This is a genomic window from Micromonospora profundi, from assembly GCF_011927785.1.
GTDB lineage: Bacteria > Actinomycetota > Actinomycetes > Mycobacteriales > Micromonosporaceae > Micromonospora > Micromonospora profundi.
Genome location: NZ_JAATJK010000001.1, coordinates 1,223,637 through 1,246,407, shown reverse-complemented (window position 1 = coordinate 1,246,407; position 22,771 = coordinate 1,223,637). Strand labels below are relative to the sequence as shown.

General features: G+C 71.6%; 23 protein-coding genes. 6 read left to right on the top strand and 17 right to left on the bottom strand.

The genetic code is table 11. The features are described 5' to 3' along the window. Window positions 1–95 precede the first annotated feature (95 nt). From F4558_RS05585 to F4558_RS05570, 4 genes are all read right to left on the bottom strand, one after another. Window positions 96–761, bottom strand: a complete 666-nt coding sequence (locus F4558_RS05585) for a cellulose binding domain-containing protein (protein WP_312877271.1) — start codon at window positions 759–761, stop codon at window positions 96–98. A gap of 132 nt (window positions 762–893) precedes the next feature. Beyond that, entirely contained in the window at window positions 894–1,562 is a 669-nt protein-coding gene (locus F4558_RS05580; RefSeq protein WP_053652545.1) for a hypothetical protein, read from the bottom strand. 128 nt (window positions 1,563–1,690) lie between these two features. Next, a complete protein-coding gene (locus tag F4558_RS05575) occupies window positions 1,691–2,080 on the bottom strand; it encodes a hypothetical protein (RefSeq protein ID WP_053652544.1) in 390 nt (129 codons plus the stop codon). 37 nt (window positions 2,081–2,117) lie between these two features. Further along, entirely contained in the window at window positions 2,118–2,855 is a 738-nt protein-coding gene (locus tag F4558_RS05570; RefSeq protein WP_167943364.1) for a hypothetical protein, read from the bottom strand. A gap of 19 nt (window positions 2,856–2,874) precedes the next feature. Between F4558_RS05570 and F4558_RS05565 the strand changes: the two genes are divergently transcribed. The 4 genes from F4558_RS05565 to F4558_RS05550 all read left to right on the top strand — a co-directional run bounded on the left by F4558_RS05565 (window position 2,875) and on the right by F4558_RS05550 (window position 8,289). Continuing rightward, on the top strand, window positions 2,875–3,063 hold the full coding sequence (locus F4558_RS05565) for a hypothetical protein (RefSeq protein WP_053652542.1): 189 nt from the start codon (window positions 2,875–2,877) through the stop codon (window positions 3,061–3,063). Window positions 3,064–3,123: 60 nt separating this feature from the next. Continuing rightward, entirely contained in the window at window positions 3,124–3,846 is a 723-nt protein-coding gene (locus tag F4558_RS05560; RefSeq protein ID WP_167943363.1) for a dienelactone hydrolase family protein, read from the top strand. A 649-nt stretch (window positions 3,847–4,495) separates the two neighbouring features. Beyond that, window positions 4,496–5,140, top strand: a complete 645-nt coding sequence (locus tag F4558_RS05555; RefSeq protein WP_167943362.1) for a C39 family peptidase — start codon at window positions 4,496–4,498, stop codon at window positions 5,138–5,140. Window positions 5,141–5,436: 296 nt separating this feature from the next. Beyond that, entirely contained in the window at window positions 5,437–8,289 is a 2,853-nt protein-coding gene (locus F4558_RS05550; RefSeq protein WP_306273916.1) for an aconitate hydratase, read from the top strand. 126 nt (window positions 8,290–8,415) lie between these two features. Here F4558_RS05550 and F4558_RS05545 read toward each other — a convergent pair whose 3' ends face one another. The 10 genes from F4558_RS05545 to F4558_RS05500 all read right to left on the bottom strand — a co-directional run bounded on the left by F4558_RS05545 (window position 8,416) and on the right by F4558_RS05500 (window position 18,555). Next, the gene (locus F4558_RS05545; protein WP_053657065.1) at window positions 8,416–8,661 is read right to left on the bottom strand and encodes a hypothetical protein; all 246 of its coding nucleotides are present in this window, start codon (window positions 8,659–8,661) and stop codon (window positions 8,416–8,418) included. 105 nt (window positions 8,662–8,766) lie between these two features. After that, complete coding sequence (locus F4558_RS05540) at window positions 8,767–10,068, bottom strand: RNA polymerase sigma factor (RefSeq protein ID WP_376767492.1); 1,302 nt, start codon at window positions 10,066–10,068, stop codon at window positions 8,767–8,769. A gap of 4 nt (window positions 10,069–10,072) precedes the next feature. Then, on the bottom strand, window positions 10,073–10,408 hold the full coding sequence (locus F4558_RS05535) for a YciI family protein (protein WP_053657063.1): 336 nt from the start codon (window positions 10,406–10,408) through the stop codon (window positions 10,073–10,075). 95 nt (window positions 10,409–10,503) lie between these two features. After that, window positions 10,504–11,115, bottom strand: coding sequence for a GTP-binding protein (locus F4558_RS05530; RefSeq protein WP_053657061.1), 612 nt, complete (start codon window positions 11,113–11,115; stop codon window positions 10,504–10,506). Continuing rightward, window positions 11,096–11,482, bottom strand: coding sequence for a DUF742 domain-containing protein (locus F4558_RS05525; protein ID WP_053657059.1), 387 nt, complete (start codon window positions 11,480–11,482; stop codon window positions 11,096–11,098). Before F4558_RS05525 ends, F4558_RS05530 begins: the two co-directional genes overlap by 20 nt. 5 nt (window positions 11,483–11,487) lie before the next feature. Further along, a complete protein-coding gene (locus F4558_RS05520; RefSeq protein WP_053657058.1) occupies window positions 11,488–11,910 on the bottom strand; it encodes a roadblock/LC7 domain-containing protein in 423 nt (140 codons plus the stop codon). Between the two features lie 92 nt (window positions 11,911–12,002). After that, a complete protein-coding gene (locus tag F4558_RS05515) occupies window positions 12,003–14,570 on the bottom strand; it encodes a nitrate- and nitrite sensing domain-containing protein (protein WP_167943360.1) in 2,568 nt (855 codons plus the stop codon). A gap of 124 nt (window positions 14,571–14,694) precedes the next feature. Then, window positions 14,695–16,311, bottom strand: coding sequence for a prenyltransferase/squalene oxidase repeat-containing protein (locus tag F4558_RS05510; protein WP_167943359.1), 1,617 nt, complete (start codon window positions 16,309–16,311; stop codon window positions 14,695–14,697). Next, the gene (locus F4558_RS05505) at window positions 16,304–17,221 is read right to left on the bottom strand and encodes a terpene synthase family protein (protein WP_082377538.1); all 918 of its coding nucleotides are present in this window, start codon (window positions 17,219–17,221) and stop codon (window positions 16,304–16,306) included. The genes F4558_RS05510 and F4558_RS05505 overlap by 8 nt, the downstream gene beginning before the upstream one ends. Beyond that, the gene (locus F4558_RS05500) at window positions 17,218–18,555 is read right to left on the bottom strand and encodes a cytochrome P450 (RefSeq protein ID WP_312877428.1); all 1,338 of its coding nucleotides are present in this window, start codon (window positions 18,553–18,555) and stop codon (window positions 17,218–17,220) included. Before F4558_RS05500 ends, F4558_RS05505 begins: the two co-directional genes overlap by 4 nt. A 536-nt stretch (window positions 18,556–19,091) precedes the next feature. Between F4558_RS05500 and F4558_RS05495 the strand changes: the two genes are divergently transcribed. After that, window positions 19,092–19,340, top strand: coding sequence for a DUF2630 family protein (locus tag F4558_RS05495; protein ID WP_053657052.1), 249 nt, complete (start codon window positions 19,092–19,094; stop codon window positions 19,338–19,340). Between the two features lie 48 nt (window positions 19,341–19,388). On the opposite strand, the gene F4558_RS05490 is transcribed toward F4558_RS05495, so the two are convergent. The 3 genes from F4558_RS05490 to F4558_RS05480 form a co-directional block, all read right to left on the bottom strand. After that, window positions 19,389–20,321: an RIO1 family regulatory kinase/ATPase domain-containing protein gene (locus tag F4558_RS05490; RefSeq protein ID WP_053657050.1), complete on the bottom strand. Its 933-nt coding sequence runs from the start codon at window positions 20,319–20,321 to the stop codon at window positions 19,389–19,391. A gap of 181 nt (window positions 20,322–20,502) precedes the next feature. Next, window positions 20,503–21,147 carry an HAD family hydrolase gene (locus F4558_RS05485; protein ID WP_053657048.1) on the bottom strand — a complete coding sequence of 215 codons (645 nt, stop codon included), beginning with the start codon at window positions 21,145–21,147 and terminating at the stop codon, window positions 20,503–20,505. Between the two features lie 64 nt (window positions 21,148–21,211). After that, window positions 21,212–22,066 (bottom strand): carbon-nitrogen hydrolase family protein, encoded by an 855-nt coding sequence (locus tag F4558_RS05480; protein ID WP_306270464.1) that lies wholly within the window; start codon window positions 22,064–22,066, stop codon window positions 21,212–21,214. Window positions 22,067–22,154: 88 nt separating this feature from the next. Here F4558_RS05480 and F4558_RS05475 point away from each other — a divergent pair, with 88 nt between their 5' ends. Beyond that, the gene (locus tag F4558_RS05475; protein ID WP_053657043.1) at window positions 22,155–22,727 is read left to right on the top strand and encodes a TetR/AcrR family transcriptional regulator; all 573 of its coding nucleotides are present in this window, start codon (window positions 22,155–22,157) and stop codon (window positions 22,725–22,727) included. The last annotated feature ends 44 nt before the right edge of the window (window positions 22,728–22,771 follow it).

The following is a 22,771-nucleotide window of genomic DNA, read 5'->3' as shown; positions in this document are numbered from 1 at the left end:
CCCTTGCCGAAACAATCTGCAATACCTTGCAAACAAAGTCGTAACAGAGCAGATTCCTTGCAACGGACGTTGGGTCTCCATCGACGACCGTCCGATCAGAACCCGCTGCAGCGCACCCCGTCGACAGTGCACCCGCGCGGCGTACTCGACGCCCACTCCATGTGGAACCGCAACGGCACCGACCCGCCCGCCGGCACTGACACCCCGCTGACGTACGAGAAGCCGCCGTCGAACTGCCGCGCCGTCCCCTGCGGCGCGCCCTCCACCCAGCTGGTCACCAGCCGCCCACGACCGAAGTGGATCCGCACCGTCCAGCCCCGGTCCACCCGCGACGCGTTGACGATCAGCACCTCGCCGATGAAACCTCCGTCGAAGCTCTGCACCACCCGGTACCGCCCAGTCAGCGCGGGCGACTGCTGCGGTGGCGCAGGCCGTGGCGCCTGGGTCGACGGCCGAACCGACGTCGGCACCACCACCGGACGGACCGGCGGCGTCGGGGACACAGTCGGCGCGCTCGGCGGCGGCCCGCTCGCCCGCGGCGACAATCCGGGAACCACAGGCGCCGACGGACCCGACGACGGCGGCGCCTGCGTCACGTCGCTCGGCTCGACCGGCACCCGCGGCAGCGGCAACCCCACCGGCGGAATCCGGTCGTCCACCGGGCTCCGCCCCCGGTACGCGCCCAACGCCACGATGAGCAGGACCACCATCACGACGAGGCCCGCACACGCGACGATCCAAGGCGACGACGCGATAGCCACCGGGCCACGCGATGGTCGTGGGGCACGACGCATGCCGGACATGTACCTCCCTCAGCGGGCCGTCCGGGAAGCGTAGGCGATCGATGCCTCACCCGGAAACGCCGCCGCCGAGCACCCGGACGGGCGCCGACGTCAACCGATGCGGCAGGCGGCTCCGTTGATTGTGCACCGCGACGGCCGCTGCGCCGACCCGGACCAACCCAGCCGCAGGCGCAACGTGCTGGTGCCACCCGAGACGAGCGACGCACCGCCACTCACCACGTACTTTCCGCCACCCTGCGCCGACACCGAAATCCCCGCCTCCCCGCTGACCCGCAGACCCCGCACGTCGTCGGCGTACGCCAACTCGACCCGCCAGCCCACCGGCCGATCCGACTCGTTCCGCAACGACAGCACCGCGTCCGAGTCGGACGTACCAACCTGGTACCGGGCGGTCACCACCCCGTTCGCCGGCGCCAACCCCGCCGGCGGTGCGCTCGTCTTTGCCGTACCCGGCGACGGCGTCGTGGCCTGCGGCGACGGCGTCCGCGTGCTACGCGACGGCCGCGGCGACGCCGTCCGCCGCTCCACCGCAGCAGGTGTCGGCGACGCCGCCGACGACGACGCCGGCGGCACCGTCGGCAGGAACACCGGCGGCGCGGCCTGCGGCCCACCATCGCGCTCCCGGCCACGGAACGACAGCAACGCGATCACCAGCAACACCACAAGCGCGCAGACGCCGACCAGCACCACGATCCACGGCACCGACACCAGCACCCGCGCCGCACGCGAACCCTCCGCACCGTCCGGCCGCACCGCCATCAGGTCTCCCCTCGTCCCACCGACGCGCCAGCGTAGCCAGCGCCGGCCGGACCGGAAACCAGGCGGGTACGGATCAGACCGACCGGCCCACCACGACCGGAAAACGGCCCCACGCGGTGGACGGTCGCTCAGGACGCCCGGATGACAGTGCAGATGAGCGGCCCCTCAGCCGGTGTACGCAGCAGATAGCGGTACCGCTCCCCCGGCACCGCAAACCCACGGCTGTCCAGGAACTCCCACTCCACCGACACCATCGTCAGCAGGGCGGACACCGGCTGCACGTCCTCGATCCGGGCGTGTGCCGCGATCAGCTCACGATCCTGGTAGTCCGGCGCCGCCCCCACGAAGGACAACGCGACAGCCGCCAGCGAGGTGAACGAGAAGCTGTACGTGTCGGCCACCACCAACCCGGGCAGGGCGTAACAAGCGCCGAGGGCCGGCAGGTCACCGGAGGTCAGCGCGACGCCGTACCGGTCGAAGAAGCCGGTCAGGGTGTCGAGATCGGTAGAGGCGTTCACGGCGACAGCAATTGCCCTCCGCCGGGCTGGCCAAACCTCAGCGCGGCGGAACCCGCACCTCGATCTCCGAACCCAACCGCGCGCCGGCCGCCAGACCCAGGTCGTCTCCACTCCAGAACCGGCCCGGGTCGTACCAGTTAGGACGCCGGCCAGCGGGCAGCAGACCCATCGCCTCGTACGTCACCGCCACCACCTCGGCGCAGTACGCCGTCTCCAGCGCCCGATCCCGGGCAGCCGCCGAGCTGGTGTCCTTCGCCTGGTCGGCGACCCTCGCCTGGCCGGTGTCCCTTGCATGGATGGCGGGGATGGCCCGGGAGGCGAACCGGGACACGGCCTGGCCGGGGCGGGGCAGCACCGGCACCCGGCCGCGTACCCACCTCCAGGCCAGCTGGGCCGTGGACGGAAACGGCGTGCCATCCAACCGCGCGACGGTGCGCAGGACAGCCCTTTCCATCTCCGCATCCGCCGGAGGGTCGAGTTGCCGTAGCCAGGCCCGCTGCCCGTACCGGTTGGCCCAGACAGTGACCGCGTCCCGCAGGTCGTGGAGTTGCACACCCCGCTGGTGGCTGCCCGACCACAGATCCGGCAACGACTTGCCCAACTCGGCGTGCCACATCAGCGGGGGCATGTCGTCCAACACCACGGCCATTCCGACGTGGTTGACCGGGCTGTTCGTGGTGAACTGAATTGCCCGGTCCGGCACGCTGCGACCCCGGAAAACCCACACGTCGCCGGTGCGGGTCAAATCGACGGCCTCATCCAGGCTGATGCTCATGGGGGTCTAGCCTAGGCCGATGCGGCAACGAATGCGGTGGTGGAAAGTCCTCGGGCTCGCCGGTCTCGCCGGAGTTGCGGCCTCCGGCGTGGTCATCGCGCGGGCCGAACGGCGGCGTCGCGCGTACACCCCGGAGGAGATCCGGCAGCGGCTGCTGGAGCGACACGCGCAGGCCAGCGACGCGGGCAAGCCCGTCGACCCCGCCTGAGGCTCCCTGTGGACCGGCAGCGGGGCCTCCCGGCCGGCGGATGATCGATACCCTCGGGGCATGACGACGCCCGTCGCCCAGCGACCCTTCGTCCTGTCCACGCCCGCTGCGCCGGTCGAACGGCACGGCAACGTCGACCTGCACCTGCCCACCGGCGGCGGCCGAGAACCCGCAGTGGTGGTGGTGCACGGCGCCCCACTGCCGCCGGGCGTGCCCGACCCCCGCGACTGGCTGCTCTACCGCGGCTACGGCGCGCTGCTCGCCGAGAGCGGCGTGGTCACCGCGCTGGTCAGCTACCAGGTGGCCGAACTGTCGGCGCTACCCGCCACGGCCGAGGACATCGCCACGATGGTCGAACAGGTCCGCGCCGACCCACGGGTCGACCCCGATCGGGTGGTGCTCTGGTTCTTCTCCGGGGGCGGCCTGCTGGCGTCCGACTGGCTGCGCGACGCCCCGTCCTGGCTGCGCGGGATCGCGCTGACCTACCCGCTACTCATCCCCTTCCCCGACTGGGAGATCGACTCGCGGTTCCTGCCCGTCGACGCGCTCGAGGCCGGGTCGACCGTCCCACTGGTGCTGACCCGGGCTGGGCGGGACATTCCGGTGGTGCTGGCGGGCATCGACGCGTTCCTCACCGCAGCCACCGTCCACGGCCGCCCGGTCCAGGTCATCGACGTACCGGACGGCCAGCACAGCTTTGACATCCTCGACCACTCCCCGCAGTCCGAGGCGGCCGTCCTGGCAGCACGGGATGCGGTCCTGGCCTTACTCGCCAACAACTGACCACCTGTCCGGCGAGTCCGCGACGCGCGGTCCGCCCCGCGGTGCGTCCGCCGTGCGAGGGCTCCCGAGCGGGGCCACCGACAGGCCCTCGCCAGGTGCGCGAGGTGCGCGAGGTGCGCGAATCCCGCCGTACGGCACCAATCTGACAGCGAGCGCATGATCGACTCCATGTCGCAGATGTGGGGGTGTCGGCGCGCTCGGATACCCCCACATCGGCGATCCGGAGTCGATCACCGCCCGGCGTGGAGCTGGCTCGGACGGTTTGTCGGGTTTGGGGCTCGGCGTCCCGTGGTCGGCGGCACTGTGGTGGCGGAATGATGGGCCGGGCCGGGTGGTTGTACAGGGGGTAACCGACGACAGGTCGCGGCCCCCGGCCCGGCGGTCTCCGGTATCCGGGAACACCCACCCGGCCGCCACGGTTACATCCCCCGAACGACCCCGAGCAGCGCCTCTCCGAGGCTGTCGGGCAGGTCCCCCGGAGCGCGGCGGAATGACTCGCCGGCCCGGCTGGTTACATCCCCCTGGACCACCCCGAGCAGGCAGAGCCGCCGGGTGAGATCCCTGGAACTTCTTCCCCCTGCTCGCGCGCACCGTCCCCCTATTGGTGTGTTACGCGGGCCGCCCCCGAATTGCAGAGGAGCACGCCATCATGCGTACCGATCTGATTCGTAAGACCGCTCTGACCGCTGCCGGCCTCGCCGTCACCGGCGGCGCCATCGCCGGCCCCATCACCACCGCCTACGCCGCCGACGCCAAGCCCACCGGCCAGACCCAGAACAAGGGCGAGCGGCACCTCGACGTCCGCTACGAAGCCCAGCCCAACTTCTACTACTGCGGCCCCGCCGCCGCCCGCAACGCCCTGTCCGTACAGGGCAAGAACATCAGCGTCGACGCCATGGCCAAGGAAATGGGCACCACCGAAGCCGGCACCAACAGCATCAACGACATCACCCCCGTCCTGAACAAGGAAACCGGCAAGAACAACGCCTACCGCTCGGTGGAAATCAGCACCCCCGCCGCCGACGACAAGCAGACCGACAAACTCCGCACCGACATCGTCCGCACCGTCGACGACGGCCGCGCCGTAGTCGCCAACATCGCCGGCACCACCACCGACACCGACGGCAACACCCACTCCTTCGAAGGCGGCCACTACATCAGCGTCGTCGGCTACACCGACAACGGCAACACCGTCACCATCGCCGACTCCGCCGACCCCAACACCGCCTCCTACGACATCACCGTCGAGCACCTCGCCGACTGGATCGCCACCCGCGGCTACGCCACCAGCTGACCCCACCCAACACGCACCACCGAAGGGCCGGACCCCCACACAGGGCCCGGCCCTTCGTCTGGGTTGCTGGCGATGGCCGCCTTCTGCGGCCCACGGACCGGAGGCACCGCGCACGCCCCGTAGCGCGTCCTAGGAGGCTAGGGGTGAGGAGGGGCGACAGAGGCGGCCCGGGTTGCGCAACTAGCAAGACGGACGTACGGTTTTATTCGAGAGCGGATCGACTGTAAGTGTCACCTAACCTCGGCGGCACTTCGGCCGGTACGACAGACTGCTCAGGACTACTCATGGTCGCTGGTGTGAAGGAGTACGACGTGGCGAGCCTCGACACCTTCGGTGCGAAGACCCAGCTACGCGTCGGAGACGCGAGCTACGAGATTTTCCGGATCGACAAGGTGGACGGGCAAGACCGACTGCCGTACAGCCTGAAGATCCTCCTGGAGAACCTGCTGCGGACCGAGGACGGCGCGAACATCACCGCCGACCACATCCGTCAGCTCGGCGGATGGGACCCCACCGCCGCCCCGAGCGTGGAGATCCAGTTCACCCCGGCGCGGGTGCTCATGCAGGACTTCACTGGCGTGCCCTGCGTGGTCGACCTGGCCACGATGCGTGAGGCCGTACGCGACCTGGGTGGCGACGCCACGAAGGTCAACCCCCTCGCCCCGGCCGAGCTGGTCATCGACCACTCGGTGATCGCCGACCTGTTCGGCCGCGAGGACGCGTTCGCCCGCAACGTGGAGCTTGAGTACGAGCGCAACAAGGAGCGCTACCAGTTCCTGCGCTGGGGTCAGACCGCGTTCAACGAGTTCAAGGTCGTCCCGCCGGGCACCGGCATCGTGCACCAGGTCAACATCGAGTACCTGGCCCGCACCATCATGGAGCGCAACGGCCAGGCGTACCCGGACACCGTGGTGGGCACCGACTCGCACACCACGATGGTCAACGGCCTGGGTGTGCTGGGTTGGGGCGTCGGCGGCATCGAGGCCGAGGCCGCGATGCTCGGCCAGCCGGTCAGCATGCTGATCCCCCGCGTGGTGGGCTTCAAGCTGCACGGCGAGATGCCGGCCGGCACGACCGCCACCGACCTGGTGCTGACCATCACCGAGATGCTGCGCAAGCATGGCGTGGTCGGCAAGTTCGTCGAGTTCTACGGCCCCGGCGTGAGCGCCGTGCCGCTTGCCAACCGCGCCACCATCGGCAACATGTCCCCGGAGTACGGCTCCACCGTGGCGATCTTCCCGATCGACGCGGAGACGATCCGCTACCTGGAGCTGACCGGCCGTGACAAGCAGCAGGTCGCGCTCGTCGAGGCGTACGCCAAGGAGCAGGGCCTCTGGCACGACCCGGACGCCGAGCCGGCGTACTCGGAGCGCCTGGAGCTGGACCTGGGCTCCATCGAGCCGTCGCTCGCCGGCCCGAAGCGCCCGCAGGACCGGGTACCGCTGGGTGCTGCGAAGACGCTGTTCCGCTCGGCGCTTACCGACTACGTCGCCGACGACTCCGTCGGTGAGCGCGACCTCAAGCCGGGCGTGCCCCGCGAGGAGTTGCCGCGCGGCGCCAACGGCCCGGCCGACGAGGCAAGCGCCGAGTCGTTCCCGGCCAGTGACCCGCCGGCCAACGATTTCAGCGACCCGGCCGACGAGCCGCGTGACCTGGAGACCGCCGCGGTCGGCGCGGGCGGCCGGGCCACCAACCCGGTCCGCGTTACCGGCGCCGACGGCGTCGAGTACGAGCTGGACCACGGCGCTGTGGTGATCGCCGCGATCACCTCCTGCACCAACACGTCCAACCCGCAGGTGATGATCGGCGCGGCCCTGCTGGCCCGTAACGCCGTGGAGAAGGGCCTGACCCGCAAGCCGTGGGTGAAGACCACCCTGGCGCCGGGCTCCAAGGTCGTCATGGACTACTACGAGCGGGCCGGCCTGACGCCGTACCTGAACAAGCTCGGCTTCAACCTCGTCGGGTACGGCTGCACCACATGCATCGGCAACTCGGGTCCGCTGCCCGAGGAGGTGTCGGCCGCCGTCAACGAGCACGACCTGTCGGTGGTGTCGGTGCTGTCGGGCAACCGGAACTTCGAGGGCCGGATCAACCCGGACGTCAAGATGAACTACCTGGCGTCCCCGCCGCTTGTCGTCGCGTACGCCCTCGCCGGCACGATGGACATCGACCTTGCCAACGAGCCGATCGGTGAGGACACCGAGGGCAACCCGGTCTACCTGCGCGAGATCTGGCCGAACAGCGCCGAGATCCAGGACGTCATCGCCCAGGCGCTCGGCGCGACCGGCTTCAGCGCCGCGTACGCCGATGTCTTCGCCGGGGACGAGCGGTGGCAGTCGCTGCCCACCCCGACCGGCGACACGTTCGCCTGGGCCGACGACTCCACCTACGTGCGCAAGCCCCCGTACTTCGAGGGCATGCAGCGCGAGCCGCAGCCGGTCGTCGACATCTCCGGCGCCCGGGTGCTGGCCAAGCTGGGTGACTCGGTGACCACCGACCACATCTCGCCGGCCGGCTCGATCAAGGCCGACTCCCCCGCCGGGACGTACCTGGCCGAGCACGGTGTGCCGCGCCACGAGTTCAACTCGTACGGCTCGCGCCGGGGCAACCACGAGGTGATGATCCGGGGCACGTTCGCCAACATCCGGCTGCGCAACCAGCTGGTGCCCGGCGTGGAGGGCGGCTTCACAGTCAACCACCTCACCGGCGAGCAGACCTCGATCTACGACGCCTCGATGGCCTACCAGGAGGCCGGCATCCCGCTGGTGATCCTGGCCGGCAAGGAGTACGGATCGGGTTCGTCGCGGGACTGGGCGGCCAAGGGCACCATGCTGCTGGGTGTCCGGGCTGTCATCGCCGAGTCGTACGAGCGGATCCACCGTTCCAACCTGATCGGTATGGGTGTGCTGCCGCTGCAGTTCCCGGTGGACACCACCGCCGAATCGCTGGGGCTGACCGGCACCGAGATGTTCACCATCACCGGTGTGACGGCCCTGAACGACGGCGACACCCCGCGTACGGTGACGGTCACGACCGACACCGGCGTGGAGTTCGAGGCTGTGGTCCGGATCGACACCCCCGGTGAGGCGGACTACTACCGGCACGGCGGCATCCTGCAGTACGTGCTACGCCGCATGATCGCCAACTGATCGCGTACGGCTGGTCGAAGGCCGCTCCCGCTTCGGCGGGGGCGGCCTTCCCCGTTCAAACCGAGGAAGGCTTGCGGTCAGAGCGCCCGGAGCAACGGCGAACGGCACGGGCGGGATGCCAACTGGTTACGCCGGTCCGCTCCGGTCCCCCGGGAGCGCGAGGGCAGCCAGCCGTTGGTCTATCGCCGCATCCACGTCCCCGACGTCGTAGCCACGTAGCCGCCGTCGCAGGCTTGCCGCCCGAAGCACGTCTCGCGCGGCAGCCCGTGACACCGCGCTGTCAGTAGCCAGCGCCCCATCGACCTCGGCAAAGAGATTCTCGACCTGACGCATGTCATAACCGCGCAGAGCAATGGCGAATGGCAATTCCATCTGGTCACCATATCGGTGGCCGGCTGCGCCCCACAGGATGCGCGACCCGGCGGCCTGGACCCGATTCCCTGGTGCTGCCGAGCGCGGCTGACCCGGAGGATCCGGCTACCTCGCGAGGTCGTCCGCCCGGTCGAGCAGTGCACGGCGCTGGGCGGTCGGGCCGGCCATCCCGGAGGCCTCCCGGAACAGCGCGGCGGCTCGCAGCCGGTCACCCTGCCGCGCGACCAGATCGGCCCGCGCCGCCACGGCGAGCGGGTTGCCGTCCAACCCTCCCCCGGCCTGCATCGCGTCGAGCAGACCCAACCCGGCCACCGGCCCGTACGCGTAGCCGTGCGCGACCGCACGGTTGAGCGCGATCACCGGGGAGGGCCGGATGTCGGCCAGCGCGTCGTAGGCTCGCGCGATCGTCGGCCAGTCGGTGGCGTCGAACGAGGCGGCGGTGGCGTGGCAGGCGGCGATGCGGGCCTGCCACGCGTACGGCCCGTCGTGGCGTACCCGGACAAGGGCGGCCAGGCCCTCGGCGATGGCCGCGCGGTCCCACCGCGCGCGATCCTGCCGCTCCAGGGTAAGCAGGTTGCCTGCGGCGTCCCGACGGGCGTCCCGGCGGGAGTGCTGGAACAGCAGCAGCGCCAGCAGCGCGACGACCTCGGACTGCTCCGACATCAACCGGTCGAGCAGCCGGGCCAGCCGGACCGCCTCGTCGGCGAAGGCCGGCTCGCCGTCGGGGAGGTAGCCCCGGGTGAACAGCAGGTACAGCACGGCGAGCACGCCGGGCAGCCGCTCGGCGAGCGCCGGCCCGCTCGGCACCCGGTACGGGATGCCCGCCTGCGCGATGCGGGTCCGCGCACGGGTCAGCCGTCGGGTCATCGTCGATTCGCTTACCAGCAGGAGTCGGGCGATGTCGGCGGTCGGCACGCCGCAGACGGTCCGCAGTGTCAGCGCCACCCGCGCCTCGATGGCCAACGCGGGGTGACAGCAGGTGAAGATCAGTCGTAGTCGGTCGTCCACCACGTCCTCCCCCGCCTCGGGTTCGGGCTGCCCGTCGACCGGTGTGAGAACCGCCAGATCGTGCAGCTTGCGGCGCTCCACGGCGGCCCGGCGCAGCACGTCGATCGCCCGGTTGCGCGCGACAGTCATCAGCCAGCCGCCCGGGTTGGCCGGCACGCCGTCGGCGGGCCAGCGCTCCAGGGCAGCGGTGAGCGCCTCCTGGGTGCAGTCCTCCGCCAGCGCCCAGTCGCCGGTCACGCGGATCAGGGTCGCGACGATCCGGGGGTACGCGTGCACGCCGGCGGCCGCGGCGGCCTGCGCCGCCGCGGCCACACCCCCGTTGACGTGCCCGTCGGCCGGGTCGTGCGTACCCGTGCCGGTCCGGTCGTGCCCGCCGGTCGGGGCGTCGATCCCGGCCACCCGGTCAGTCGGACACGATCATGAGCGGGCGCAGTTCCAGCCGCCCCTCACGTGCCATCGAGTGCGCGCGGGCCACCTCGATGGCCTCGTCCAGGTCGGCGCATTCCAGCAGGTCGAAGCCCACGATCACCTCCGTGGTCTCGGCGAACGGCCCCTCGGTGGTGAGCAGTTCACCGTTGCGTACCCGGACGGTGGTGGCCGCCGAGACCGGCGCCAGTCGGTCGCCGGTGATGCGGCGACCCCTGGCGTCGTTGTCCGTCACCCACTTCTCGACGTCGGGTAGTTCGGTCGGGTCGGTGTCCGGTTCGCTGTCGGTGCAGACGAACATCATGTACTTCAACTGACGCTCCCTCGTGGGTCCGGGTCTCGTCAGCATGACGGTCGGCCGGGGCCGTACCGGACAGCGAGGCCGACAAAATTTCCCCGGATTCTCGGTCAGTCCCCAGCGGCGGCGCGGCGCCGGGCCTCGCGGGTCTTCATGGCGTGCTCCATCAGCGTGACGAGCACCTCCTTGCTCGACTCGCGCTGGCGGGCGTCGCAGAGCAGCACCGGCACCCCAGGGTCGAGGTTCAACGCGGCCTGCACCTCGTCGAGTCGGTAGTTCCGGGCACCCTCGAAGCAGTTCACCGCCACCACGAACGGGGTGCCCCGGCCCTCGAAGTAGTCGATCGAGGGGAAGCAGTCGGCCAGCCTGCGGGTGTCGGCCAACACGACCGCGCCGATCGCACCCAACGCCAACTCGTCCCACACGAACCAGAACCGGTCCTGCCCGGGCGTACCGAACAGGTAGAGCACCAGGTCGTCGCTGATGGTGATCCGGCCGAAGTCCATTGCCACTGTGGTGGTGGTCTTGCCCTCCACCCCGGACAGGTCGTCGATGCCGACCCCGGTCTCGGTCAACACCTCCTCGGTGCGCAACGGCCGGGTCTCGCTCACCGCACCGACCATCGTGGTCTTGCCCACGCCGAAGCCACCGGCGACAAGGATCTTGATCGCGGTGGGCAGTGGGGTCGCTCCCGCCGGCCGGTCAGAGTGCCCGTAGTCCATTGATTACCGCCTCGAAGATGCTGTTGTCGGGAAGACCGGCCGTGGTCTGTGGTTCGCGTACCTGCACCAGGCTGCGGGCCGCGAGGTCGCCGAGGAGGACCCGGATGGTGCCCACCGGCAGGTCGAGGTGGGCGGCGATCTCGGCGACTGACTGTATTCGCTGGCACAGGCCGACGATCGCCAGGTGCTCGGGTCCGAGGCCGGCCTCCGGTGTGACGTCGGCTCGGGTCGCGGTGACCAGGGAGATCAGGTCGAACGTGCCGGTGACCGGGCGGGCCCTCCCGCGCGTCACCGCGTACGGGCGGACCACCGGGCCCGCATGGTCGTCCACCCACTGGTGGTCCGCGGACTCTCCCTGCACCGTCATTGCTGTTACCTCTCGCCGGCCGGCTGGGCGGTGTCCCGCGAGGGCGAGGCAACGTACTTGCCGACCCGGGTGACAAGCATCGCCATCTCGTACGCGATCAGGCCGACGTCGGCGTCCTCGCTGGCCAGAACCGCCAGGCAGGCGTTGCGGCCGGCCGCGGTGACGAACAGGAAGGACGACTGCATCTCGATGATGGTCTGCTGCACCTGCCCGCCACCGAAGCGCTTGCCGGCGCCCCGGGCCAGGCTCTGGATGCCGGCGGCCATCGCCGCGAGGTGCTCGCCGTCATCCCGGCTCAATCCCTGCGAGGAAGCCATCAACAGCCCGTCGGAGGAGAGCGCGACCGCGTGCTCGGCCTGCTTCACCCGCCCCACAAGATCGTCCAGCAACCACGTCAGGTCGGCACTCGAAGCCGTCTTCTGGGCCACTTTCGTCGTCCTCTTCTCGCCCGGCAGTTTGCGCCGTACTCGTCTTGGGTCTGACCGTCACACCGCGCGGAAACCGCAGCGCCGACGCTCGGTCAGGTGGCTTGCGGTTCCTCGTCGGTCGGCTCGGGCGTCGCCGCAGGCGACGCGCCGGACGCTCCGCCGAGCAGTCGTGCCGCGTCGGTGCGACCACGTCGGGTGCCGCTCTGGTAGGAGCTCATCATCCGGCGCACCTGCTCCGGCGGGCGTACCACGTCCTCCTCGTCGGACTCCGTCGCCGCCGGGTCGTCGCGCAGCTCGGGCACGATGTTCGCCTGCCGGATCCGGACCGGCAGGCCGGAGTCGGTCCGGTCGGTCTCCGACCGGGCCGGCATCGGGCCGCCGTCGACTGTCGGTTCGCCGGGGCCGGTCGCCGGCTCCGTGCGGTCGATAGCGGGCAGGCCGCTGGCGACCGTGGGCCCTTCCAGGGCCGACTGGTTCAGGGGCCGCCGGGTCCGGGTGGGCAGCTCCGGCAGCCCGCCGGGTGGGGTCGTCCGTTGCCGGGTGGGGAGTACGACGTCACCGTCGGCCTGGTCGGCGGCGCTGCCGGCCGTTGCCAAGGTCACCAGCTGCGGCGCGTCCGGTGTGTTCGTGCCCGACGCGGCCGTGTCCGGTGCCGGTGTGGCCAGGGCGACCGGTGAGCCCAGGGCGGGACGGCCGGCGTCGCCCGCACCGGAGATCGGTGCCGCCGGCAGCGCGATGGGCGTCCCGGCCGGAGGTGTGCCGGTGTCCTCCGGGGCGACCCCGTTCTCGGTGACGAGCTCCAGCGGGATCAGCACGACGGCGGTGGTGCCGCCGTACGCCGATTCCTTGAGTCGGACCCGCACGCCGTGCCGTTCGGTCAGCCGGCTCACCACGTAGAGCCCGAGCCGGGCGGCGTTGGCGAGGTTCAACTCGGACTGGTCGACGATGCGGTGGTTCGCCGCGGCCAGGTCCTCCTCGCTCATGCCGAGGCCCCGGTCCTCGATCTCGATGGCGAACCCGTTGGCCACCAGCTGACCGCGGACCTCCACTGTGGTGTGCGGTGGCGAGAACGACAGGCCGTTCTCGATGAGTTCGGCGAGCAGGTGGATGATGTCGCCGACCGCCCGGCCGGCGAGGGAGACAGGGCCGAGGGGCAGCACGTTGACCCGCGTGTAGTCCTCCACCTCGGCCACCGCGCCGCGCACCACGTCGACCATGGGGACGTTGCGCCGCCAGGCCCGACCCGGAGTGGAGCCGGAGAGCACGATCAGGTTCTCGGCGTTACGCCGCATCCGGGTGGCCAGGTGGTCGACCCGGAACAGGTCCTCCAACTCCTCCGCGTCGTGTTCACGGCGCTCCATGGCGTCGAGCAGGGTGAGCTGGCGGTGCACCAGTGCCTGGGTGCGCCGGGCCAGGCTGAGGAAGACGTCACGGACGTTGCGACGCAGCTCGGCCTGCTCCACGGCGGTGCGCAGAGCGGTCTCCTGAACCGCGTTGAAGGCCTTGCCGACCTGGCCGATCTCGTCGGTGCCGAACTCCAGCGGAGGTGCCTCGGTGGCGACGTCGACCTCCTCGCCGCGACCGAGTCGTTCCACCACGCGGGGCAGCCGTTCGTCGGCGAGCTGCCAGGCCGCCTGGCGCAGCCTCTCCAACTGGCGCAGCAGGGTCCGGGCCGTGGTGATCGAGACGACGACCGAGGCGATGACGGCGAGCAGACCCAGACCGGTGGCGAGCACGAGCCGGACGACGACCATCACCGCCACGCCGGTCGCCCGGTCCACGATGCCTTCACCGCCGGCGACGACCACGTCGTTCACCTCGGCCAGCGCCGGCTCGACGGTGCCGCGCCACTGCTCGGCGCTGACCGGCAGCTGGGTCGCCGGTCGGCCCTCGCGGATGATGCTGTCCTGTACGGCGCGCAGCCTGGTGAACGCCTCACCCTCGACGAGTTGCTGGTAGCGGCGCTGGTCGGCGTCGGCGAGCCGGGAGCGGGTCTCTTCGCCGAGGAACCGCTCCGCGCCGACCAGGGAGACGTAGCGGGCGTACTCGGGCCCGCTCATCCGGCCGTTGCCGAACAGGCCGCTGAGCAGCGCGTCCTCCTGGGAGATCAGCTCCTTCATGCGGTTGAGCTGGATCAGGGCGGCCGCGTCGGCGGCGATCGCCTTGTCGTCGAGGCTGCCGGTGACGTCGTAGATCTGGAAGATCGACTCGATGGCGCCGGTGTAGGCGTCGGCCGCGGAGACCCTGTCGACCGAGCGCCCGAGCACCTCGGCGCGGGTCTGCTCGAGGGCGTCGATCTGGGCGATCGAGGCATCCAACTGGGCGTCGAGGGCCTTGCTGCCGGCCACGTCGACCTGCCAGTGACGGACCGAGTCGGCGAACTTCTCGGCGAGTTGCGTGGCCTTGCGCTGCTCGGCCTCCAGCGCCGCGCGCTGCTCGGCGCTGGGGTTGCTCAGGTACGCCTGCGTCAGGCGCCGCTCCAACTGGAGCTCCTGCAGCAGCGGCTCACTGGGCGCGTAGACCCTGCTGTTGATCACCTGGACACCGAGCAGGTTGAAGCCGTCCCGCAGGGTGATCCACGCCGAGAACATCCAGAGCGCGACCAGGGAGAGCAGCAGGGCGACAACCTTGGTGCGGATACTCGTACCGCGAGAACGCATTGAACCGTCCCAGGCCGGGCGTTGACTCAGCTCATCAACGGGTGATCATGGATGCATCGTCCCCGCCACGGCGGGGCATACGGGGCTGAGGCTCTGCGTACGCTAGCAGTGTCCCCACAACCCCTCAAGTCGATGTTTTTGTTGCCTGGTAACCACAATCCACCACCGAACGGTCGGCACCCGGGACGTGAACGGCGGCCAGCCGGCAGGCGGCGAGCACCGCCGAGCGGACGATGGCGGTAGGACAGTACAGCTCCTTGCCGTACCACAGTGGAGGGTGCTCGGGACCCGCCGGTCTGTGCAGGTAGGCATGCCCGCGGGCCACCGCGTCGGTGACCCGTGGCGCACCCGTCGGCGCCGCCAGCAACACCTGCAGGGCGTACGCGGTCTCCTCGGCGGTGCCGCCCCACCGTCCCCACGAGCCGTCGGCGCGTTGGTTGGCCAGCACCCAGCCGGCCGCCCGGTCCACGGCCTCGGCCGCCGCGCCACCCCGGCCGAACTCGGCCAGCGCCAGCACGCAGCAGGCCGTGGCGTAGTACGGGGAGGCGTGCCAGCGGTCCTGCCAGGGACCGTCGGCGAGTTGGTGGGCGGGCAGCACCGCGCTGAGTCGCTCGACCGTCCGGTGGTATCGCGCGTCGGCGTCGGGATACGCCGCCACGTGCTGGCCGAACGCGTCAAGCACGTGCGCGTTGGTGGTGACCGAGAAGCCGTCCTCGCTCCCCGGCCAGGTGCAGAAACCGTCCGTCGTCTCGTACGCCCACAGCCCGGCCGGGTCGGCGGGTCGACCGAGTCGGGCCAGCGCGTCCAGGGCCACCGAGGTGGTGTCGGCGTCGGTGGGCAGCCCTTCGCCGGTTGCCACGCCCGTCGCGGCGGTGGCGGCCGCGGTCAGGGTGTCCAACACGGCGGCCGGCGGGTTGACAGCGACGCCGGCCCGTCGCAGCCCGCTGAGCACCCAGGCCCGCTCGAACACGGTGATCGGGGTCGGGCAGGGCACCGGGCCACGGCCGTCCCGGATCAACTCCCGCAGGAACGCGTGGGCGCTGGGACCGGCGTCCGGGCCGGCCGCGCTCAACCAGGCGGCGGTCGCCGCCGGTGACGCGCCGACGGCGGTGAGGGTGGGGCCGGCGTCGGTGGGCATCGCGCCGAGCACCTCGTAGAAGTGAGCCAGCTTCGTGGGCAGTGCCGCCCCGGCGGCCACCGCCGCCCGCACCGCCCGCAGCCGGTCGACCCCGAGGCCCGGGGGCAGCGTCAGCGGCGGGGTGGGCAGTTGCTCCCAGGTCACCCGGTCCAGCCGGTCGTTGATCGACTCGACGAGCGCCGGGACGATGAGGTCCAGTGCCGGGGTGTCCGGCAGCGTCCGCGCGTCGGCGGCGAGCAGCCGGCCGCTGAGCACCACCAGCCCTCTGGCCGCCGGGGCGAGCAGGTGCGTCCTGGTCCCTCCACCGTCGGCCAACGCGGCGAGCAGCGCGTCGGTGGCGCTCAGCGTGGGCACCAGGGCGTACCCCTCGGGTGGCCCCCACGCGCCGTCCGGGCGCTGTGCGCGCAGGAGGAACCCGATCCGCTCGTCGTGGCCGGGCAGCCAGGGCGCGTCGGCGACCAGGCGGGCGCTCTCGTACACCGAGGCGGCCACCTGCCCCCACGGCCGAAGCGCCAGGCCGGCGATCAGCTCACGGGCGGCGTCGGTCGCCGGGTCGCGGCCGGTGGCGGGGTCGGCCAGGACGCGGAAGGCGCCGTCACTCATCGCGTTCCCCCCAGAAGTCCGACACCTGGTAGAAGCCGCCGGTGAAGGAGATCTGCCGGTGCAGGTAGTCCGCCTGGCGGGGGCACCGTTGCGCGAGGGCGGCCAGGTCTCCCCGGGAGCGGGTGGTCAGTTCGGCCAGTCGGGCGTGCACCTGCGCCGGGTCGTCGACAAGCAGCAGGGCGTTCAGGTCGCCCCACTCGGCGTCGCGGTCGTGGGTGGCCAGGTCGTTGACGAGCCGCAGCACCCGTTGGACGCCACGTCCGGCGTCCAACAGGTCGGTCAGCTGCGCGAGGGTCTTCTCGTCGCCGGTGGCTATCCAGTGGGTGACGTTGACGAAGGAGCTGCCAGAGTTGTCGGCGTTCTCCAGGTAGCGGTCCAGGTCCGGCAGGCGTCGCCCGGTGGTCGGGTCGGTCGGCAGGTTCTTCCAGTCCCACTCCCGAGCCGCGGCGGCGAGCATCCGGGCCAACTCGTCGCGCCAGATCGGGCGCAGCCGGGCGAACGCCGGCACGGTGGCCAGCTCGTCGCGCAGGTCCGCCAGCAGCCGGGCCAGGTGTCGCCCCGGTGGGGGCGCCGCGCCGTCGGCCACCGCCAGGCAGTCGGTCACCACCTGCCGGACGTCGTCCACGGACCGGGCGAGGTAGTCGATCTGCCAGTCGGCCGCGAAGACCCAGAGCACGGTACGGGTGGTGATCCGCAGTTCGGCGGCGGTGTGCCACGGCGCGATGAAGGCGACCACGGTGGCCACCGAGCTGAGCAGCGCCGGGTCGAACGGTGCCGCGTCGAACAGCTCCGGGTGGGCGGCGGTGACGCCCTGGAGGTCGCGGACACCGCGCACGGCGAGCGCGCACACCCGGCCCTGCTCGGCGACCGGATCGGGACCGGTCTGCACCGGCCACGGTGCGCCGGTCACGGCACGACCGTGCCGGCGACCGGGGTGAGGATCAGCTCGGCCCGCTGCTTGGGTTGCAGCGAGGCGCCCATCCGGGGAGTCAGGTCGACCGGTCCGCGCAGCCGGAAGCGGTAGCGGCTCAGCACGGTGCTGACGATGAGCTGCGCCTCCAGCAGGAACAGGTACTGCCCGAGGCACTGGTGCGGGCCCCCGCCGAACGGGAAGTAGGAGTAGCGGTAGCGCCGCCGGGGCAGCTCCGGCGCGAACCGCTCCGGGTCGAAGACCGCCGGGTCGGTCCAGAACGTCGACATCCGCTGGGTGACGTACGGGCTGACCAGCACGGTGCCACCGGCCTTGATCCGGACGCCGCCGAGCACGTCGTCGCCGACCGCGGTCCGGGGGATCATCCAGCCGGCCGGGTAGAGCCGCAACATTTCGTCGAGGACCATCCGGCCGTACCGCAGCTCGGGCAGGTGCGCGCGGCCGACCCGTTCGGTGCCGACCACCTGCTCGATCTCGTCGGTCATCCGCTCGGCCACGTCGGGTCGGGACGCCAGCACCGGCCAGAGCCAGGAGAGCAGGGCGATCGTGGTCTCGGTGGCGGTGGAGAACATGGCCACCACGTCGCCGCGGATCGCGTACTCGTCGGGTTCGCTGCCGTCGGCGCGCGGCCGGCAGAGGGTGGAGATGATGTCGTCGCCGTCGGTGGGTCGGGCCCGGGCCTCCCGGATGATCGGCAACACCACCTCGTCGATGGTCCGTACCGCCTCGTTGAAGGCGCGGTCGCGGGGCATCGGCACCGCGTACGGCACGAAGGGCACCAGCAGGCGCGGGAGCATCGCGGTGGTGAGGGTGTCCAGCGCGGCGCTGATCCGTAGCGCGTCGGGCACCGAGATCCGGTCGGCGAAGAGCACCCGCATGGTGGTTCGCAGCACGATCTTGGTTAGTTCGGCGCCGCCGTCGATCGGCCGGCCCTCCCGGGCGGGCTCCAGCCACTCGTCGACGGCCTCGTTGATCGCCTCGGCCATCTTGTCGACGAGCGTCTCGGCCCGCTTCGCGGTGAACAGCGGTTGCAGCGCCCCCCGGCTGGATTCCCACACCTCGCCCTCGGCGACCAGGATGGCGTCGCCGACGATCCGGCGGACCGGCCGCCAGAGCAGGCCGTCCCCGTCGCGGGTGTAGTTGGCAACGTTGTCCCTCAGGACGCGCTGCAAATGCTCCGGATGACTGACCAGGTAGGGGCGGAACGAGCCGAGGTTGAGCCGGACGACCTCGCCGCCGGAGTCGTCCGCGAAGCCGACCAACGCGCCGAGCGGATCGCGGATCAGCGCGGGCAGGACGCGACGGAGCGGGATCATCCGGGGCTCGGTGCTGACGGGGGCGGGGCCGGCATCGGACACCTGGGGCATGGCGTCTCCTCGTCGGTCCGGCGGCCTCCGCTGTCCACTTCGGCCGGTCGGAGCTGTGGAACTTTCACCTTCTGGGCGTCGGAAGCATCTCACCAAATCCGGGGCACCTCTAGACCTCTGACCGGTGAGATTCCACGTCCGGGCCGGGCCTACCGCGACGCGGACGGCACACAAGCGTCTAGAGTGGACGATCACTCTGGGCTCCGGCGCAGGTCGCGCCGCTTGACAGAAAACCGGAATTGTCCCCGGAGCGCGCCATGCCGGTCCGCAGCAACAACGCGTCGTCGGCACAGCCCGCTGGGGTCCCGTACCGCATCGCGGACACCGACGGCGGCGAATGGGTGCCGTGGCCATCGGGTCTCAGCGGTCGGCGGCGCCTGCGGGATCACCCGGGGGGCGAACAGCGCCGGCGCGCGTGAGCCGGGACGCACCGGTCCCTGCGAATCCGGGCGATGTCGGGCACCCTGTGCCAGGCTCTCAGCATGGACGACAAGACCATCCTGAACCGGATCTCCGAACTCGTCGACGAGGAGCACCGGCTGCGCGCGGCGGCTCAGGCCCACGAGTCGGGCACCGAGGGCGAGACCAGCGAACGGCTACGCGACCTGGAGGAGTCCCTCGACCAGTGCTGGGACCTGCTGCGCCGCCGCCGGGCCGCGCGGGAGACCCACGGCGACCCCGACGCACAGGGCGAACGCCCCAAGCCCGAGGTGGAACGCTACCTCCAGTGACCGGCGGGGCGGGTCGGGCGGCCGCTCAAGTCGCCCGACCCGCCCCGATCAGCGCAGGCCCGCCTCGCGCAGCAGATCCCCGGTCAGCACGCCGACGTCGACCTGTTCGGCGGTCAACCCCCGGGCCAGGAACCAGTTGCTGACCACCCGGACGTCGCGGGCCAGGAACTCCGGCCCCTGCGGGTTCGCCACCACGTCCACCACCTGCGGCAGGTCGATGACGATCAGCCGCCCCGAGTGCACGAGCAGGTTGTACGGCGACAGGTCGCCGTGCGCGTAGCCGGCCCGCGCCAGCACCCGCAGCGCCTCCCCCAGCTGACCCCACAGGTCGCGTAGCTCGGTCGGGCCGGGACGCAGCTGGGCCAGCCGGGGCGCGGCCTGCCCCGACGCGGCGTCGCCGACGAACTCCAGCATCAGCTCGGTGCCGCGCAACTGCACCGGGTACGGCACGGCGATCCGGTCGTGCCCGGCGCCGATCTCCCAGAGTCGGGCCAGCGCCGCGAACTCGGCCGCCGCCCACTGCCCGGCGATCATCTGCCGGCCGAACGCCGTCCGGCCGGCCATCGCACGGTTCTCCCGGGACCGGCGTACCCGGCGGCCCTCCAGGTAGCCCGCGTCGCGGTGGAACAACCGGTGCTCGGCGTCCCGGTACCGCTTCACGGCCAGCAGGCACGAGCGGTCCGTGCCCGGCACCGCCCGGCGGACGAGGTGGACGTCCGCCTCCTTGCCGGTCTTCAGCACACCCAACTCGGTGTCCTTGGCTGCCAACTCGGTGACCAACCACTGCGGGTGTGGCTCCGGCCCGTGTACGGCGTCGTCCCAGGACGACCACCGCTCGCCCGTGTCGGGGTCGGGTGCGTCGTCGGGGTCAGCGGGCAGCTCGATCGGCCGCCCGCGCTTCAGATACTGCGGTTCGTCGTCGTCGAAGCGGCTCTTGCCGCGGCTCCGGCGCTCCAGCGCCGGCAAGTCATGATCGCGCACTGTGGTGAGGTTCCCTTGGTCGAGGCTTGGTTAGGCAGCTGGAAGCGACCTGCGAAGACGGCCATGACCGACCCCCTCTCCTCGAACCGGGCCAACACCCGGGTGCACGATGCGCCGCCAATCCTCGCGGCGGCCCGAACGACAAGGCAACCGAATTACCGCACCGCACGGGCGCGGAGCGTCAGCTCGCGAGCACAGTGGCGACGGCCGCGATCAGGCCGTCCACGGTGCGGCTCGGCGCGAACCGCACGTCCGACCAGGTCCGTCCCCGGTGCAGCCAGACGCTGGGCAGCCCGACGGCTGCCGCGCCGCCGATGTCCGCCTCCGGGCTGTCGCCGACCACCCAGGCGCCACGCAGCGGCATCCGGACCCTCTGCGCGGCGAGCGCGAAGATCCGCGGGTTGGGTTTGCTGACCCCGGCCTCCTCGGAGATGACCCAGTCGGCGACGTAGCGGTCCAGCCCGGTCCGGCGGATCTTGGCGTCCTCGACGCGTACGGTGCCGTTGCAGACCACCACAGGCACCCAGCCGGCGTCGTCGGCGATGCGCAACGCGCAGGCGGTCAGCGAGTCGAGGCGGGTCTGCGCCACCACCCCGTCGTGCAACTCCTCGACCAGGTCGATCGAGGGGATGCGCAGCTCGTACCGGTCCCGGATGGCGTCGGCCAGGTCCCACCGGTCGGTCAGCCCGTCGGCGTCGAGGGAGATCAGCCAGTCGATGTCGGTGGGGGGCGCACCGATGCCGTCCAGGAAGCGCTCACCCCAGCGGCGGAACGGCCCAGCCCGGTCCAGCAGGGTGTTGTCCAGGTCCAGCAGGAGCAGTGGCACTCGGGCACCCTACGGGACCGACGTGTCCGCCAACAGATACCGCGTGTTTCGACCTGACGCCGACTTAACAGTTTATAGACACCCGTGGGCCACCCTGGCTCGGCAGCCGGTCGGCGAGCATCGAATGGGCCTCCCGGGTGGCCGCGAGGACGGCCGGGTCCAGCGTCGCCACCAGCACCGCCGTACCCTCGTCGGCACCCCTGGCCAGGGCCCGTCCCTGCGGGTCGTAGACCGCCGCGCCGCCGTTGAACCGCCAGGGGTCGTCGCCTCCGACCGCGTTGGCGAAGACCACGAACATGGTGTTGTCCAGTGCTCGCGCCGCGTAGTACAGGTCCCGGCGGTGCTCGGAGCCGGCCAGGTAGCCGCTGGGGCACAGGTAGGCGTGCGCGCCGTCGAGCGCAGCGGCGCGGCCGTGCTCGGGGAAGCAGCCGTCGTAGCAGATGCCCAACCCGAGTCGCCAGTCGTCGACGAGCAGCGTGGCGCCCCGCCCGCCCGGCGTGAACAGGTCGCGCTCGCTGCCCCACAGCTGCTGCTTGTCGTACCCGAGCCGGATGACGCCGGTCCGGTCGGCCACCAGCGCGGCGATGGTCCGCCGGCCGTCCGGGTGCCGGGCCGCGGCGCCGACCACCACTGTGGCCCCGGCCGTACGCGCCGCGTCGCGCAGCGGGTCGAGCCGGGGGTCGGCGACCGCTCCGGTGGGATCGACGGCGATGTCGGTGCCGCTCGGGTCGGCGGCGAGGGTCGGCGGGTGGTACGCGCACAGGTACAGCTCGGGCAGGACGACCACCCTGGCACCCTGCCCGGCCGCCTGCCGGACCAGATCGGCAGCGGCGCTCGCGTTGCCGGCGACATCGCCGGGGGTGGGCGTGGCCTGGACGGCGGCGACGGTCAGCGACGCGGCGGGCACTGTGGGAGTCACCGGGTGATGGTAGCGATGCCGACCACGGCGAAATACCAAGCCGTACGTACGGTTTGCACGGCGGGGTGTGACCTGCGACGATCGACCCGTGCCCAGAGTAAGCCAGGACCAGCTCGACGCGCGCCGGCAGGAGATCCTCGCCGCCGCGCGGGCGTGTTTCGCCCGGCACGGCTACGAGGGGGCGACCGTTCGCCGCCTGGAGGAAGCCACCGGGCTCTCCCGGGGCGCCATCTTCCACCACTTCCGGGACAAGGACTCGCTCTTCCTCGCCGTCGCCGAGGACGACGCCGCCGCCATGGTCGAGACTGTCGCCCGCAACGGTCTCGTGCAGGTGATGCGCGATCTGCTGGCCCGCGCCGTCTCCCCCGACACCACCGGGTGGCTCGGCAGCCAACTGGAAGTCTCCCGCCGCCTGCGCACCGACCCGGCGTTCGCCCGGCGCTGGGCGGAGCGGTCCGCCGCCATCGCCGAGGCCACCCGCGACCGGTTGGCCCGCCAGCGCGACGCCGGTGTGCTGCGCGAGGACGTACCGATCGACGTGCTGGCGCAGTTCCTGGAGCTGGCCTACGACGGCCTGGTGCTGCACCTGGCGATGGGCCGACCGGCCGGCGACCTGGGCCCGGTGCTCGACCTCGTCGAGGAGGCCGTCCGCCGCCGCTGAGCCCGTTTCGCCGCGTGGCGGCGGTGCTCCACAATGGGGCCGCC